Source organism: Sphingomonas sp. BE123 (assembly GCF_031456015.1).
In the GTDB taxonomy this organism is placed as follows: domain Bacteria; phylum Pseudomonadota; class Alphaproteobacteria; order Sphingomonadales; family Sphingomonadaceae; genus Sphingomonas.
Genome location: NZ_JAVDTW010000002.1, coordinates 864,341 through 878,916 on the forward strand (window position 1 = coordinate 864,341; position 14,576 = coordinate 878,916).

General features: G+C 69.1%; 11 protein-coding genes. 2 read left to right on the forward strand and 9 right to left on the reverse strand.

What is annotated here, in order from left to right; all coding sequences use genetic code 11:
- Nucleotides 1–20: 20 nt before the first annotated feature.
- Entirely contained in the window at nt 21–326 is a 306-nt protein-coding gene (locus tag J2Y54_RS12310; protein ID WP_405052914.1) for a hypothetical protein, read from the reverse strand.
- 128 nt (nt 327–454) lie between these two features.
- Between J2Y54_RS12310 and J2Y54_RS12315 the strand changes: the two genes are divergently transcribed.
- Nucleotides 455–2,251, forward strand: a complete 1,797-nt coding sequence (locus tag J2Y54_RS12315) for an ABC-F family ATP-binding cassette domain-containing protein (RefSeq protein WP_310040050.1) — start codon at nt 455–457, stop codon at nt 2,249–2,251.
- Between the two features lie 130 nt (nt 2,252–2,381).
- Here the strand turns inward: J2Y54_RS12315 and J2Y54_RS12320 are convergent, their stop codons facing one another.
- From J2Y54_RS12320 to J2Y54_RS12350, 7 genes are all read right to left on the reverse strand, one after another.
- Nucleotides 2,382–3,269 carry a diacylglycerol kinase family protein gene (locus tag J2Y54_RS12320; RefSeq protein ID WP_310040051.1) on the reverse strand — a complete coding sequence of 296 codons (888 nt, stop codon included), beginning with the start codon at nt 3,267–3,269 and terminating at the stop codon, nt 2,382–2,384.
- A 42-nt stretch (nt 3,270–3,311) separates the two neighbouring features.
- Nucleotides 3,312–3,800 carry a hypothetical protein gene (locus tag J2Y54_RS12325; protein ID WP_310040054.1) on the reverse strand — a complete coding sequence of 163 codons (489 nt, stop codon included), beginning with the start codon at nt 3,798–3,800 and terminating at the stop codon, nt 3,312–3,314.
- Complete coding sequence (locus J2Y54_RS12330) at nt 3,797–4,606, reverse strand: ATP-binding protein (protein ID WP_310040056.1); 810 nt, start codon at nt 4,604–4,606, stop codon at nt 3,797–3,799. Before J2Y54_RS12330 ends, J2Y54_RS12325 begins: the two co-directional genes overlap by 4 nt.
- 180 nt (nt 4,607–4,786) lie before the next feature.
- Nucleotides 4,787–6,901, reverse strand: a complete 2,115-nt coding sequence (locus tag J2Y54_RS12335) for a tetratricopeptide repeat protein (protein WP_310040058.1) — start codon at nt 6,899–6,901, stop codon at nt 4,787–4,789.
- The gene (gene prsR / locus J2Y54_RS12340) at nt 6,885–8,246 is read right to left on the reverse strand and encodes a PEP-CTERM-box response regulator transcription factor (RefSeq protein ID WP_310040061.1); all 1,362 of its coding nucleotides are present in this window, start codon (nt 8,244–8,246) and stop codon (nt 6,885–6,887) included. The genes J2Y54_RS12335 and prsR overlap by 17 nt, the downstream gene beginning before the upstream one ends.
- Entirely contained in the window at nt 8,243–10,279 is a 2,037-nt protein-coding gene (gene prsK / locus J2Y54_RS12345; protein WP_310040062.1) for an XrtA/PEP-CTERM system histidine kinase PrsK, read from the reverse strand. Before prsK ends, prsR begins: the two co-directional genes overlap by 4 nt.
- A 43-nt stretch (nt 10,280–10,322) precedes the next feature.
- The gene (locus J2Y54_RS12350) at nt 10,323–11,711 is read right to left on the reverse strand and encodes a TIGR03013 family XrtA/PEP-CTERM system glycosyltransferase (RefSeq protein ID WP_310040064.1); all 1,389 of its coding nucleotides are present in this window, start codon (nt 11,709–11,711) and stop codon (nt 10,323–10,325) included.
- A 165-nt stretch (nt 11,712–11,876) separates the two neighbouring features.
- Between J2Y54_RS12350 and J2Y54_RS12355 the strand changes: the two genes are divergently transcribed.
- The gene (locus J2Y54_RS12355) at nt 11,877–12,932 is read left to right on the forward strand and encodes a mannose-1-phosphate guanylyltransferase/mannose-6-phosphate isomerase (RefSeq protein ID WP_310040065.1); all 1,056 of its coding nucleotides are present in this window, start codon (nt 11,877–11,879) and stop codon (nt 12,930–12,932) included.
- Nucleotides 12,933–12,962: 30 nt separating this feature from the next.
- Here J2Y54_RS12355 and J2Y54_RS12360 read toward each other — a convergent pair whose 3' ends face one another.
- Nucleotides 12,963–14,573, reverse strand: a complete 1,611-nt coding sequence (locus J2Y54_RS12360) for a DUF6311 domain-containing protein (RefSeq protein WP_310040067.1) — start codon at nt 14,571–14,573, stop codon at nt 12,963–12,965.
- Between the last annotated feature and the right edge of the window lie 3 nt (nt 14,574–14,576).

Consider the following 14,576-nt stretch of genomic DNA (forward strand, 5'->3'; position numbering starts at 1 on the left):
TCCCTCTTGTTCGTACCGGGTCAGCCGCCCGACCGGCTGAGCACCTGGCCGGTGCGGCCGTCGACATCGATCCAGATGACATTTCCATTGCGCAGGAACTTCAGCGTGTAAATGCCGGTTCCCGAATCGAAGTCGAAGCCGAGATAGCGGGCGCCCTGACGCTCCATCTGGGGCACCACCCGCGCCTCGATCGCGCGGAGCGGGAGCAGGCGGCCCTCCATCCGGCCAGCGCGCGCAGCCTCATGGTCGCTGCGCCGGTCCTGCGGAACCGCATGAACCGGAACAGCGGCGGCAAGACACACGCCGAGACAAAGGACACCAATCATCTTCATTGCCCGGATGGCATAGGGCCGCCGCGTTGAACAGCCCGTGAATGCGGCGGAAAGGTGGCTGACAGCATCGCGCGGCGGTCCGTGCTTGCCCGATGGCGCGCGCGGCCCTACCTGCCGCGACCATGGCTGCCCCTGTCCTCTCCTATGAAAAGCTCGGCCTGATCCAGGGATCGGGCTGGTTGTTCCGCGACCTCGACATTCACATCGGCGCGCGCGACCGGCTGGCGCTGATCGGGCGCAACGGTGCGGGCAAGACCACCCTGCTCAAGCTCATCGCCGGGCAAATCGACAGCGACGAGGGGCGGCGGACGATCCAGCCGGGCACGCGCGTGGTGATGCTGGAACAGGAGCCGCGCATGGCCGGCTGCGTCACGCTGATGGACTATGTGCTGTCGGGCGACGATGCGCCCGCGCAGCACGAGGCGGAGGCGATTGCCGATCAGCTGGGCATCGACCTGACGCGCGAGGCGGCGACCGCGAGCGGCGGCGAGCGGCGACGCGCGGCGATTGCGCGCGCGCTGGCGATGGACCCGGATGTGCTGCTGCTCGACGAGCCGACCAACCATCTCGACATCCATGCGATCGAGTGGCTGGAAGACTGGCTGACCCGCTATCGCGGCGCGTTTGTGGTGATCAGCCATGACCGCACCTTCCTGACCCGGCTGACGAAGCAGACCTTGTGGCTCGACCGCGGGTCGATGCGGCGGGCGGAAGTGGGCTTTGGCGGGTTCGAGGCCTGGACCGACCAGGTCTATGCCGAGGAGCAGCGCGCGGCCGAGAAACTCGACGCGCGGCTGAAGCTGGAGGAGCATTGGCTGCAGCGCGGGGTCACCGGACGGCGGCGGCGCAACCAGGGGCGGCTGACCAAGCTGCTGGAGATGCGCGCCGAGCGGGCGGCGATGACCGGGCCGCAGGGCGCGGCGAACCTGACCACCGCGGCGGACGATTCGAAAACCAAGGTGGTGATCGACGCCAAGGGCGCGTCCAAGGCGTATGGCGCCAATGAGAATCGGCGCACGATCATCCGCGACCTGACGCTGCGCATCACGCGCAAGGACCGGATCGGCATTGTCGGCAAGAATGGCGCGGGCAAGTCGACCCTGCTCAAGCTGCTGACCGGCGAGATCGAACCCGATAGCGGGACGGTGACGCGGGCCAGGACGATCGATCCGGTGATCATCGACCAGCAGCGCAGCCGGATGCAGCCCGACAAGACGGTGCGCGAGGTCGTCGCCGATGGCGGCGAATGGATCGATGTGCTCGGCACGCGCAAGCATATCCACGGCTATCTCAAGGAGTTCCTGTTCGCGCCTGAGATGGTCGAGGCGAAGGTGGGGACGCTGTCGGGGGGCGAGCGCTCGCGCTTGCTGCTCGCGCGCGAATTTGCGCGGCCGTCAAACCTGATGGTGCTGGACGAGCCGACCAACGACCTTGACCTCGAAACGCTCGACCTGCTGCAGGAAGTGATCGCGGATTATGACGGCACGGTGCTGATCGTCAGCCACGACCGCGACTTTCTCGACCGCACGGTGACGATGACGATCGGGCTCGACGGATCGGGCACGGTCGACATGGTGGTCGGCGGCTATGCCGACTGGGAAGCAAAGCGCAAGGTGCGGACCGAGGCGAAGAAGGTGGCGGCGAAGGCCGCACCGGTTGCCGAAACGCCCAAGGCGCGGACCAAGCTGAGCTACAAGGACCAGCGCGATTACGACCTGCTGCCCAAGCGGATCGAGGAACTGGACGCGGCGATTGCGAAGGACGAAGCGGCGCTGGCCGATCCGGAGCTATATGCCAAGAACCCGAAGAAGTTCGACGCGCTGATGGCAGCGATTGCCAAGGCGCGCGACGAGAAGGACGCGGCGGAGCTGCGCTGGCTGGAGCTGGCGGAGATGGCCGAGGGATTGGGGGGAACTTAAAAATCCTCCCCGGCACGGGGAGGTGGCAGCGCGAAGTGCTGACGGAGGGGGCCCTCCTCTAACCGGATCGCTTGCCTTGGGCCCCCTCCACCATGCTGCGCATGGTCCCCCTCCCCGTTCCGGGGAGGATTTAAGAAGGCACCACCACGTCGATGGCGCGTTCGGCGACGCGCACCGTCACCGGCACGCGGGCGAGCACTTCGCCGTCGATCGAGATGCTGCGGCGGGGGCGGGCGTCGAGTTTCAGCTCGGTGCCGCGGAATTCCTCGACCAGTTTCTCACGGCCACGCAGGCGGAAGAAGCGGGCGTACCAGTCCCATGCCAGCCGCCAGCGGTTGCGGCCGGTAACGACCTGAATCAGCATCTCGCCGCTCTCGACACAGGCGTCATCGCTCATCACCACGCCGCCGTGGAACTTGCCGTTGAGGATGCGCACCTCGCTCGCCCACATGCGGTGCGGACCGCGCGCGTCGGTGACGGTGACGCGGAACGGGCGGAAGCGCGCGAAGCACCACAGCGCCCAGGCGAGATAGCCGACGCGGCCCAGATAGCGTTTCAGATTGTGCGGAACCGTCTTGCCGATCATCGGCGACAGGCCCATCGCGGCGGCATTGGCGAAATAGTCATTGTCGATCATGCCGAGATCGACGCGGCGGCGCTTGCCGGTGGCGATCGCGTTGATCGCACCGTCAAGGTCGAGCGGGATGCCGAGCGTGCGCGCGAAGCTGTTGGCGGTACCGAGCGGGAGCACGGCGAACACCACATCCTTGCCCACGACATCATCGACCACGCCCGACAGCGACCCGTCGCCGCCGCCGACGATCACCATCGGCGCGCCGCTGCGGATCGCGTCGCGCACGGTGTCGTCGAGCAGATCGGGGTCCTTCACCGGATGCGCGGCGATCAGGCGGATGCCGGCCGCTTCGATCTTTTGCCGGGCCGAGTCGAACAGCGCTTCGCCGCGCCGCGATTTGGCGTTGACGATCAGCACGGCTTCGCGGGGAACGGGAAGAGTCATGGCGCCCCAACCCCGCAGGCGCGGCGAAGGTCCATCGCGCGATCAGTACAGCAGTGCACGTTCGTCGATTTCACGGAACACCGGCAGTTCGAGTGTTGCGGTATCGGCCCAGCCGACATGGACAACATCCTCGAAATACCAGCGGTCATGGTCGCCATCCGATTTGGAATTGCAGCGCAGCGTCACGCGCTGGCCGAACGGTAGCCGGACGATCCATCCGTCGAGATGGGGGCGATGCGGCGCGCGGTTGGCGACGTTGAAGCGCAGCCAGAGATGGTCGTCGCCCTCCATCCGCGTGGCAAGCGGGACGCGCCAATCCTCGATCTCGCCCAGTTCGCCATAGCTGGTGACCGGTGCGAAGCCGTCGCGCGCGCGATAATCGATCCGCTGAAGCCAGCCACGGTCACTTGCGCGCGGCGGATCGAACGGCACTTCGCGCGGCAGCGCATTGCGGATGCCCGACCCGGGCATGCCGCGCGTCGCCTTGTCCCAGTGGATATGGGCATGCTGGATCGCAAGCTGCCCCCTCACAGGCGTTTGCCGTTTCGTCCCGCCAGGTCGACGACATATTGCCAGGCGACCCGGCCCGATCGGCTGCCGCGCCGGGTGGCCCAGTTGATCGCCTCCGCCGCGTCGAACGGCAGGCCGTGGTCGGCGGCGTAGGTCCGGACGATCGCGACATAGGTGTCCTGATCGATCGCGTGGAAGCCCAAGCTGAGCCCGAAGCGGTCGGCGAGTGCGAGGCTGTCGTCGATGCTGTCGCGCGGGTTGATTGCGCTGGCCTGTTCCTCGAGATTGCGGGGGATCAGGTGGCGGCGGTTGGAGGTGACAAACAGGCGGGTGTTGGCCGGGCGCGCTTCCGCTCCGCCCTCGAGCAGCGAGCGCAGCGCGCGCCCGTCCGAGGCGGCGTCAAAGCCGAGATCGTCGAGGAAAAGGACGAACGCGCGGGGGGCCTCGGCGAGTGTCGCGAACAGGGCGGGGAGGGTGTCGAGCGCGTCGGCCTGTGCCTCGACCAGCGCGACATTGCCGCCCTCGGCCTGGACGGCGGCGACCGCGGCCTTGCTCAGCGCCGATTTGCCGGTGCCGCGTGCACCCCACAGCAACGCGTCATGCGCGGGTAGCCCCGCAGCCAGACGGCGGACATTTTCGAGCAGCGTGGCTTTCTGTGGTTCGATCCCGACCAGTTCGGACAGCGGGAGCGGCGTGAAGGCGCGCGCGGGCTGAAGATGGCCGCGATGCCAGACATAGGCGGGATGTGCGCTCAGATCCGGTGCGGGCGGCGGTGGCGGCGCGAGCCGTTCGAGCGCGGCGGCGATGCGGTCTAGCGGGTCGGTCATCGCCCCGAGGGCTAGGGGGTGGGGCGGGGGAAGGCAAATAAATCCTCCCCGGAACGGGGAGGTGGCAGCGCGCAGCGCTGACGGAGGGGGGGGGGCGAGGCAAAGGAATCCGGTGCCTCGGGCCCCCTCCACCACCGCCTGCGGCGGCGGTCCCCCTCCCCGTTCCGGGGAGGAATTGGGTTAGGCCAGCCTTGCCAGCAGCGCTTCTGCCGCGCCCTTGTCGGTGAAGCCGGGGGTGGCGAGCGCGGCGCGGGTTTCGGTCACCGCCTCGGCCCTGCGGCCGGCATCGGCATAGGCTTGCGCCAGCTGCCAGCGCAGCATCGGGTGGCGCGGGGCGAGGGTCACGGCCTTGCGCAGCAGTTCGATCCCGCCGGCATGGTCGCCCCCCTGCGCCAGCGCCCAACCCATTGCGCCGGCGACTGCCGGGTTGCTCGGCGCGATGAGATAGGCCGCCTCGGCATAGCGCGCGGCGCGGTCGGGCTCGCCGGCGCCGGCATAGGCATAGGCGAGCTCGGCGAGCAGGGCCGCGTCGCGGTTGCCGATGCGCAGGCGGATCGCTTCGAGCGAATCGATCGCCGCGTCATAGTCGCCCGCGGCCGCTTGCCAGTGCGCGGACAGGCGCAGCGCGGCGAGGTTGAACGGGTTTTGCGACAGGAACAACGCCAGCGTGGTCGACGCGGTCTGGCGCTGGCCCGAGCGGTCGAGCGCCTCGACCAGCCGCAGCATGGCCGGTTCGTCGAAGCGGATGCCGGCGGCGGTTTTGTACCACGCGACCGCATCGCCGGGGCGCTTGAGCAGCATCAGCACGTCGCCGACCAGGCTGGCCGATGCGGGCGCACCGGGGTTGCGGCGGGCGACAGCCTGCGCGCGGGCGAGCGCTTCGCTGCCCCGGCCATTTTCGATCAGGCCGCGCAGCAGCGGGATCAGCGTTTTCGGGTCGTCGCCCCCGGTCTTGCCTGCGGCGGCGGCGAGGATGGGCAGTGAATCGTCCGAGCTGAACCAGTCGGGGTTGTCGCGTACGGGGAGCGCGGCGCGGTCGAAATAGCGGGCGGCCTCGGCCCGCTCGCCGATGCGTTCATAGCCGCGCGCGACAAGGGTCAGCGCATAGCTGTCGGCGTCGCCGCGCGCGACCACCGGGCGCAGCACGTCGATGCCGTTCTTTGACGCGTCGGCGCGGAGCAGCGCGGTGGCGAGCAGCTTGCGCGCATTGATGTTCATCGGCTGCAGTGTGATCAGCGTGCGGAGCTTCTCGATCGCGCGGGCATAGGCGCCTTCCTCGAGATCGAGCGCGCCGCCGAGCAGCAGTCCGCCGGGGAGCTGGCCGACGCCGCCGCCGGCGCGGGTGAGCAGCTGGCGGGCGAGGTCGAAGCGCTGGGCGCGCGCGGCGAGCACGGCTTGCAGATACAGCGCCTGCGGGCTGCGTGGGCGGACCTCCATCGCGCGGCGGGTAACGTCGAGCATCGCGCGCGTCTGCCCGGCGTCGCCGAGCGTCGCGGCGTACTGGATCAGCGTGGCGTGGCGATAGGGGTCGCGCTGCAACGCGCGATCGAACCAGGGGAGCGCGGCGACAAGGCCGTACTGGGTGCGGACCAGCTCGCCGCGCAGCAGGAGTGCGTCGGTATTGCCCGTATCAAGTTCGACCGCCTTCGCGCTCGCCTCGATCGCGCCGACGACGTCGCCGGCATTGAAGCGGAAGCGACCGAGTTCGGTCCAGGCGTCGGCGCTTTGCGGGGCGAGGGTGACGGCGGCCATCGCCGCCTCCTGCGCGGCGGCGAGGTTGCCGCCGGCGACATAGGCACGGGTCTGGACGCGCAGGGCGTAGAGGCGGTCGGCCGGCGGCGCCTTGCGGCTTTCGATGAGGGCGCGGCGGGGATCGCCCTGCAGCAGGATCGCGTGCGCCATCAGCGCATGGGTGCGGGCAGGCGCGATGCCGCTGTCGAGCGCGCGGCGGAGTGCGGCCTCGGCCGCAACGCCTTCGTCGAGCGCGAGATTGGCGCGGGCGAGCGCGAGATGCGCCTCGCCCCAGGATGGGTCGGCGCGGACCGCACTGAAGGCCTGGCTGCGCGCGGCCGAGGCGTTGCTGGCCTTGAGATAGGCGGTGCTGCGCGCCAGTGCCTCACGCGCGGCGGCGGGGTCGGGGCGGTCGGTGATGACCGATTTGAACGCGAACAGCGCGACCGCGAAGGCGCCCAGACACAGCAACGCCACGATGGCGCGGCGGACGATCAGGCCGCGGCGCGCGCGCGCTTCGCCCGACCGGCGACGGCGGCGGCGGGGTTCAGGGCTGGAGGTCATAGGCCTTCATCAGGTCGTAAAGGGTCGGACGGCTGATCCCGAGCAGGCGCGCGGTGCCGGAGATATTGCCCTCCGCTCGCGCCAGCGCGTTGGCGATGGCGCGGCGGTCGGCGGCTTCGCGGATCGCCTTGAGGTTGATCGGTTCGGCAGCCTGTGCGGGCGCGAGGTCGAGATCGGCGGCGGTGACCAGCTTGCCATCGGCCATGATCGTCGCGCGCTTCACGCGGTTTTCCAGCTCGCGGACATTGCCCGGCCAGTGCCACGCGTCGATCGCGTCGAGCGCGTCGGGGGCGAAGCTCTTGGCCGGCAGCTTCATCGCGCTGGCATGCTTGTGCAGCAAATGGCGCGCGAGCAGGCCGGCATCGCCGGGGCGCTCGGCCAGGCTCGGGATGCGCACGACGATCTCGGCGAGGCGGTAATAGAGATCCTCGCGGAAGCTGTTCGCGGCGACCATCGCATCGATGTCCTGATGGGTCGCGCAGACGATGCGGGTGTCGACAGGGATGGCCTTGCGCCCGCCGATCCGTTCGATCACGCGTTCCTGGAGGAAGCGGAGCAATTTGACCTGAAGCGGGAGCGGCACGTCGCCGATTTCGTCGAGGAACAGGGTGCCGCCCTGTGCCTGTTCGATCTTGCCCTCGGTCGTCTTGACCGCGCCGGTGAACGCGCCCTTTTCATGGCCGAACAGTTCGGATTCGAGCAGGGTTTCGGGGATGGCGGCGCAGTTGATCGCGACGAACGCGCCCGTGCGCCCGCTCGCTTCGTGCAGGCCGCGCGCGAGCAGTTCCTTGCCGGTGCCGCTGGCGCCGAGCAGCATGACCGAAACGTCGGCGGGAGCGACGCGCTCGATCGTGCGGGTGACCTTGAGCATTTCGGGCGCGCCGGTGATGATTCCGCCCAGCGCGTTGCGCGACTCCGCCCGCGCGGCGAGGCGGCGGTTTTCGGCTTCGAGCGCATGGACGTGGAAGGCGCGCGCGACGATCAGGCCGAGCGCGTCAATGTCGATCGGCTTCTGGTAGAAGTCCCACGCCCCCATCGCGATGGCGCGCAGCATCGATTCATGCGCGCCATGCCCGGACGCGACAATCACCTTGGTATCGGGCTTGAGCGCGAGGATCGCTTCGAGCACGGCGAAGCCCTCGCTCGTCCCGTCGGGATCGGGCGGCAGGCCGAGGTCGAGCGTGACCACCGCCGGTTCCTCGGCGCGGAGCAGCGCGATCGCGCTCTCGCGGTCGCCGGCGGGGAGGATCTGATAGCCCTCATAGGCCCAGCGCAGCTGGCGCTGGAGCCCGGGATCATCCTCGACGATCAGCAATTTGGGGAGCGGGGCGGGCTTGTCGGTCATGCGGCGTTTCCAAATACAGTAGCGTCGGCGCGTGCGGCGCGCAGGGTGACGCGGAAGCGGCTGCCCCGCCCCTCCGCGCTGGACACGTCGAGCCGGCCGCCCATTTCCTCGGCCAGCTTGCGCGCTTCGAACGCGCCGATGCCGAACCCGCCGGGCTTGGACGAGACGAACGGCCGGAACAGCTTTTCGCGGACAAAGGCCGGCGACATGCCGCAGCCGCGGTCGATCACGTCGATCGCGACCGCGTCCCCCAGCTCGGCGATCGCGAGCGTGACGCGTGCGTCCGGCGCGCTGGCATCGATCGCGTTCTGGACGAGATGGCCGAGCAGGGTTTCGAGCCGCGCGGGATCGGCGATCGCGAGCGGATCCCCCTTGCTCACCACTTCGACCTGGTGGGTGGCTTCGCGGCTGCGCGCGATGCGGCGCAGCAGCGGGGCGAGCGGCATGGCGACGGGCGGGTCGGTGCGGGCGCGGTGATGCTGCGACAGGCGCGCGAGCAGGTCGTTCATGCGGCCCGCCGAATCCTGCAGCGTCGCGACCATGTCGGCGCGGAATTCGGGATTGTCGGCATGGCGTTCGGCATTGCGCGCGACCAGCGTGAGCTGGCTCACCAGATTCTTGATGTCGTGCAGGATGAAGGCGAAGCGGCGGTTGAATTCGTCGAACCGCGCCGCTTCGGCCAGCGCTTCCTGCGCGCGCTCCTCGGCAATGTGGCTGGCAACCTGGCGCCCGGCGGCGCGGAGCAGGTCGAAATCCTCCCAGTCGAGCGCGCGGGGGACCGGCGGCCGGGCGAGCACGATCACGCCCGCGAGCCGCTGCTGATGCGGGAGCGGCACGACCACCCAGGCCTGATCCCAGGCGCGGATCGACGGCGGGGCGGTGTCGGCGCCCTCGCCAGTGTCGAGTTCGACGATATGCGCCGGGTCGATCCGGTCGGTCTGCCAGCTTTCGCCATAGGCAGCGGGCAGGTCCGCGCGCGCGACATTCCATCCCGCACCGACGACCATGGCCGCCCCTTGTGGCAGCAGCAGCACGCCGGCGGGCGAATCGGTCAGATCGGCCAACGCCTTGATGATGCGTTCGTCGAGCGGGGCGGCGCCGGCCGGGTCGCCGAGCGTTTCGGTAAACCGCATCCATTCGGCGCGGTAATCGTAGCGATGGCGGAAGAAATGCTTGGCCAGCTTGACCTTGATCCAGGCGCGCAGCCACGAGCTCGAGATCAGCGCGAGGATCGCGGCGGTCGATCCGAAGACGAAGGCGGTCTGGAGCAACCGCGCATTGGCGCCGCCGATCGCGGCCAGCGCGCTGGTCGCCGCCGCGAGCAATGCGACATAGACCCCGACCCCGATCAGGGCGAGCGTCTGATAGATCACGGTCCGCGACATTTCGACCGGGCGCGCGGCGCGGTGCTGAAGCCCCGCCGCAATCGCAGCGGCGATGCAGACGAGCGCCAGTCCGCGCACCGCGACCAGCTGAAGCGGCCAGCCTTCGACCAGCCAGGCGACGCTGAACAGGTTGACATCGACCAGCCACAGCGCGCCGAGCGCAAGGATCACCGGCCGCACCGCATGACGCTGACGCGGCGCGAGCGCGCTGTGCAGCCCCTGCACCAGCAGCAGCGCGGCGACGGCGGCGAGCAGCTTGAGCAGCAGCGCGGCATCGAGCACGGCGCGCGGGAGGCCGGGGCTGGCGCTGGTCAGGACGTCGAGGCTCATCGCCATGACGATGACCATCGCGACCACCCCGAACACCGTGCCGATCGCCGCAGGTGGCCGCTCGATCGCACCGCTGCGGGTCAGCGCGACCATGAACCCGAACCAGGCGAGGTTGCGCGTCGCCGCCGCAAGCTGGGTCACCAGATCAGCCTCTCCGATCCCGGCGACCGCGAGTGCCCAGAGCGCGGTGACGCCGAGCGCGGCGGAAAGCGGCATGCGCGGCATCGCCAGCCCGTCGCTGCGCAGCGCCCACAGGCCGAGCGCGCCGAACAGCAGCGCGGCGAGCGCATGGCCCCAGAGGATCAGCGTCGCGAGCATGAGCGGCGTCGAGGCGGCTGCCGGGACGTGCGAATCGCGCGCATCACCGCGCCCCGTCCGGGAACAGAACGACGCGCAGTGTCTGGAGCAGGATCAGCAGGTCGAGGAAAGGCGAGTAATTCTTCGCGTAATAGAGGTCGTATTCCAGCTTTTGCCGGCTATCCTCAATCGATGCGCCATAGGGGTAGTTGATCTGCGCCCAGCCGGTGATGCCGGGCTTCACCATGTGCCGTTCGGCATAATAGGGCAGCTGCTGTTCCAGATCCTCGACGAATTGCGGGCGTTCCGGGCGCGGGCCGACAAAGCTCATTTCGCCCTTGAGCACGCTCCAGCACTGCGGCAGCTCGTCGATCCGCACCTTGCGAATGAAATTGCCGACGCGGGTGATGCGCGGATCGTCCTTTTCCGCCCAGACTGCCTTGCCGGCGACTTCGGCATCCTGCCGCATCGAGCGCAATTTGATGATGTCGAACCCCTGACCGTACAGGCCCACGCGGCGCTGGCGGTAGAAGGCCGGACCCTTGCTTTCGAGCTTCACCGCCAGTGCGCCGAGCAGGATCACCGGCATGGTCAGGGTGAGCAGGATCAGGCTGGCGGTGATGTCGAACAGGCGTTTGAACATGCTCGACAGCATCCGGCCCGACGAGAAGCCGTCGGAGAAGATCAGCCAGCTGGGATTGACCGATTGCAGGTCGACGCGCCCGGTTTCGCGTTCGAGGAAGGTCGAGATCTCGTTGACGTGCACGCCCGTGGTCTTGATCCGCAACAGATCCTTGAGCGGGAGCGCGTTGCGGCGTTCTTCGAGCGCGAGCACCACTTCGCTGGCGTTGAGCAGCACGACATGGTCGGCGAGATTGTAGATCGCGTCGCGCGCAATCGCTTCGGGAATGACGCGATTCGCCTCGCTCATCGCGACATAGCCGACCACAACGAAGCCTGATCCGGGCTTTTTGGACAACAGCTTGAGCCGTTCCGCGCGCGGGCCGGCGCCCAGCACGACCACGCGGCGCTTGAACACCTGGCTGCCCAGCGTCTTGCCGAGCAGGATGCGCAGCGCGAACAGCGCGACCAGCGATGCGAGCATCGCGTAGAGCAGGTTCGAGCGCCAGAAGGTCAGCGCGGGTACCAGGAAGAAGATCACCGACAGGAAGATCGTGCCGAGCGAGACCGCGACCAGCAGCCGCGCGGTCGCGACGCGGTTCGACTGGAGCGCGTCGGCGCCGTAGACCCCGACCGCGATCATCGCGAGTTCGAGGCTGACGACGAAGCTGAGCATCTGGGGGATGCGGGTCACGATCGGCTCGACATCCATGCCGATCTGGCGCGCGCGATAGATCCACCCGAACTCCGCCGCGCCGAACAGCAGCAGGATATCGAACAGCGCGAGCAGCAGCACGGCGTTCGGAATGTAATGTTTGAACAGGCGGATCATGGCCCGGACCCTAAGCTGCGAGTGTAAACAAATCCGACACTGCGCCCCGTGTCGCGCAAATTGACCAAAAAATGCTGAACGGACGCGGGGTTGGCCCGCGATAGTGGTTGGCGCACGGGGGCGGGGCCGCTTATGGGTGCCGGGCGCGGGGTGAGAGGGGATGCAATGAGTGAAGTCGAGGCGATCGTCCCGGTAATCCTGTCAGGCGGGGCCGGAACACGGCTGTGGCCGATGTCGCGCGCGGAACGGCCCAAGCAGCTGCTGGCGCTGACCGCCGAAGAGACGATGCTGCAGCTGACCGCCGGGCGGACCCCGGCCAGCGCCGGATTTGCACGGCCGGTGATCGTCGCGAACGCGCTGCACGCCGACCAGATCACCGAGCAGATGGGCGGCGCCGCGGCGATCGATGCGATGATCCTGGAACCGATTGGCCGCAACACCGCGCCGGCGATCGCGCTGGCGGCGCTGGCGGTAGGCGGCGGGCCGACGCCGCTGCTGGTCATGCCGTCCGATCATGTGATCGCCGACATTCCCGCCTTTCACGCCGCGATCCGCACGGCATTGCCGGCGGTACGTGCCGGGTGGATGGCGACATTCGGCATCACGCCGGATCATCCCGAGACGGGCTATGGCTATATCCGCGTGGGCGAGGCGATCGGTGCGGGCATTCATCGGGTTGCGCGCTTCGTCGAGAAGCCGGAGCGCGCCGTCGCCGAAGCGATGGTCGCGAGCGGCGACCATGTCTGGAATGGCGGTATCTTCCTGTTTCGCGCCGACACCTATCTTGCCGCGCTTGCCGCCTTTGCACCCGAGATGCTGGCCGCGTGCCGCGCCGCGATGGCACAGGCGACGCGCAGCGGCGTGCAGATCCTGCCCGACGCGACCGCCTTTGCCGCGTCGCCATCGGATTCGATCGACTATGCCGTGATGGAAAAGGCCGAGCAGGTCGCGGTGGTACCGGTCAGCATGGGCTGGTCGGATGTCGGCAGCTGGGACGCGCTGCACGCGATCAGCGCGTGCGACGCCGATGACAATGTCTGCCGCGGCGACGTGGTCGCGATCGACACCATCAACTGCCTCGTCCGGGCGGGAGCGGGCAAGCGGGTGGCGCTGGTCGGGGTGTCCGACCTGATCGTGGTCGCCGATGGGGACGATATCCTGATCCTGCCGCGCGGGCGCAGCCAGGAAGTGAAACGCGTGCTGGCGGCGATGCAGGACTGAGCTGGCGCGACGGATGCGGGGCGATGCCCGCTAGTCTGCCGGCTCGAACAGGATGGTGACGCCATCGACCGGGCGTGCGCGCAGCATCAGTGGCGGCGGGACGCGTTCGCCATCGATCAGGACGTAAAGGCGCCCGGGCACGACCGTGCCGGCGCGGAAGGCGGCAGTCTCTGCCTCCTGCCGCGCGGCGCTGGCGCGCGACTGGCGCGCGACATAGACGCTGCGTACCGGCACGCGGGCCTTGGCCGCGCGCCACGCGATTTCCTGAAAATGGCCCAGCCCGCGGGTGACATCGGCGGGGACGAAGGCGATGTCGGTCGCCTGCGCGATCAGCAGATCCCATTCGGGGGACGGCGTGCGCAGATAGCGCGGCCCGCCCTGCGCCTCGGCCGACTGGGCGCGGATCGCCTGCGCCATCGGCGCCAGATCGGCGGCCTGGATCACCGCTGCCGCGAGCAGCACGCGCCGTGCGGTCGCGTCGGGCAGACGGTAGAGAATGCGTAGCGCCGCGAACACCAGCACATAGGCGACCGGCCAGAACAGCCGTCCCGATGCGCGCACGGCGTCGAGCGCCACCGCAATCTCGCTCGGCAAATGCCAGCGCGGCAGCATGTGCCCGGCAAAATCGGGGTAGCTGCTGATCGCCAGCAGCGTCAGCACCGCCAGCGCCGGAAGCAGCCAGCGATAGCGCGCCAGGCTGTCGGGCGCGGTCCGATCGGGACGCGGCAGCCGGCGCGCCAGCAGCGCCGCCGCCGGGATCAGGAGCAGCAGGCCGAGGCCGAGATACTGGAACCCCTCGAACGCGCGCCCGGGACGCTGGGCGATGGCGGGGACGAAACTCGACTGGCCCGCGACCCCGGGGTTCCAAAGGGCGTCGATCGGCATGGCAAAGGCGCCGTAATTGCCCGAGGGCGCAAAATCGCCGAACACGCCGAGGGTCCAGGCGAGTGCGGCGACCAGCGCGATCATCGCGAGCCCTTCGCCGATCAGCCGCGGGACCATCCGCACGTCGCGGGCGGCGCGCTCGAGCAGGGTGCTGGCCCAGATCGCGCCGACCATCACCAGCAAATAGCTGTGCACCAGTGTCGTCAGCGCGATCAGCACCGCCCAGCCGCGCGGTGAGGCCGCGCGCTGCGGATCGTCGAACCGCCATACCGCCCACAGGATCAGCCAGTGCGCCATGAGGTTCACATGGACCACGCGGTTGAACAGCGTCGGCAGCGCGGCGAGCAGCAGCACGCCGCACCACAGCGCGACCGGGCCGGGGGCATAGCGCCGCAGCAGCAGCCAGGCGAACAGGATCTGCAGCCCGAGACAGGCGAGCAGCCACCAGCCGATCAGCTGGGCATCGGCGGGAAGCGCCCAGCGCAGCGGGAAGGCGAGGAGCGACAGCAGCGGATTGCTGTCGGTGAACAGCAGCGGCGTTCCTTCCGGTGCGCCGAGCAGCGTCGTGTGCAGGAACCCGGGCGCCGGATCGTGCAGCCACGCATCCAGCCCCAGCGCATTCTCGCCATTGTCGGTGCCGCGCAGCAGCCAGCCGACATTGCCGATGTCGAGTATCTGCCAGTGGAAGAAAACCCCGAACAGGACCAGCGGCAGCACGAGCAGCGGCAGGGGCGGAGTCCGGGCGGCCAGGGTCATGCG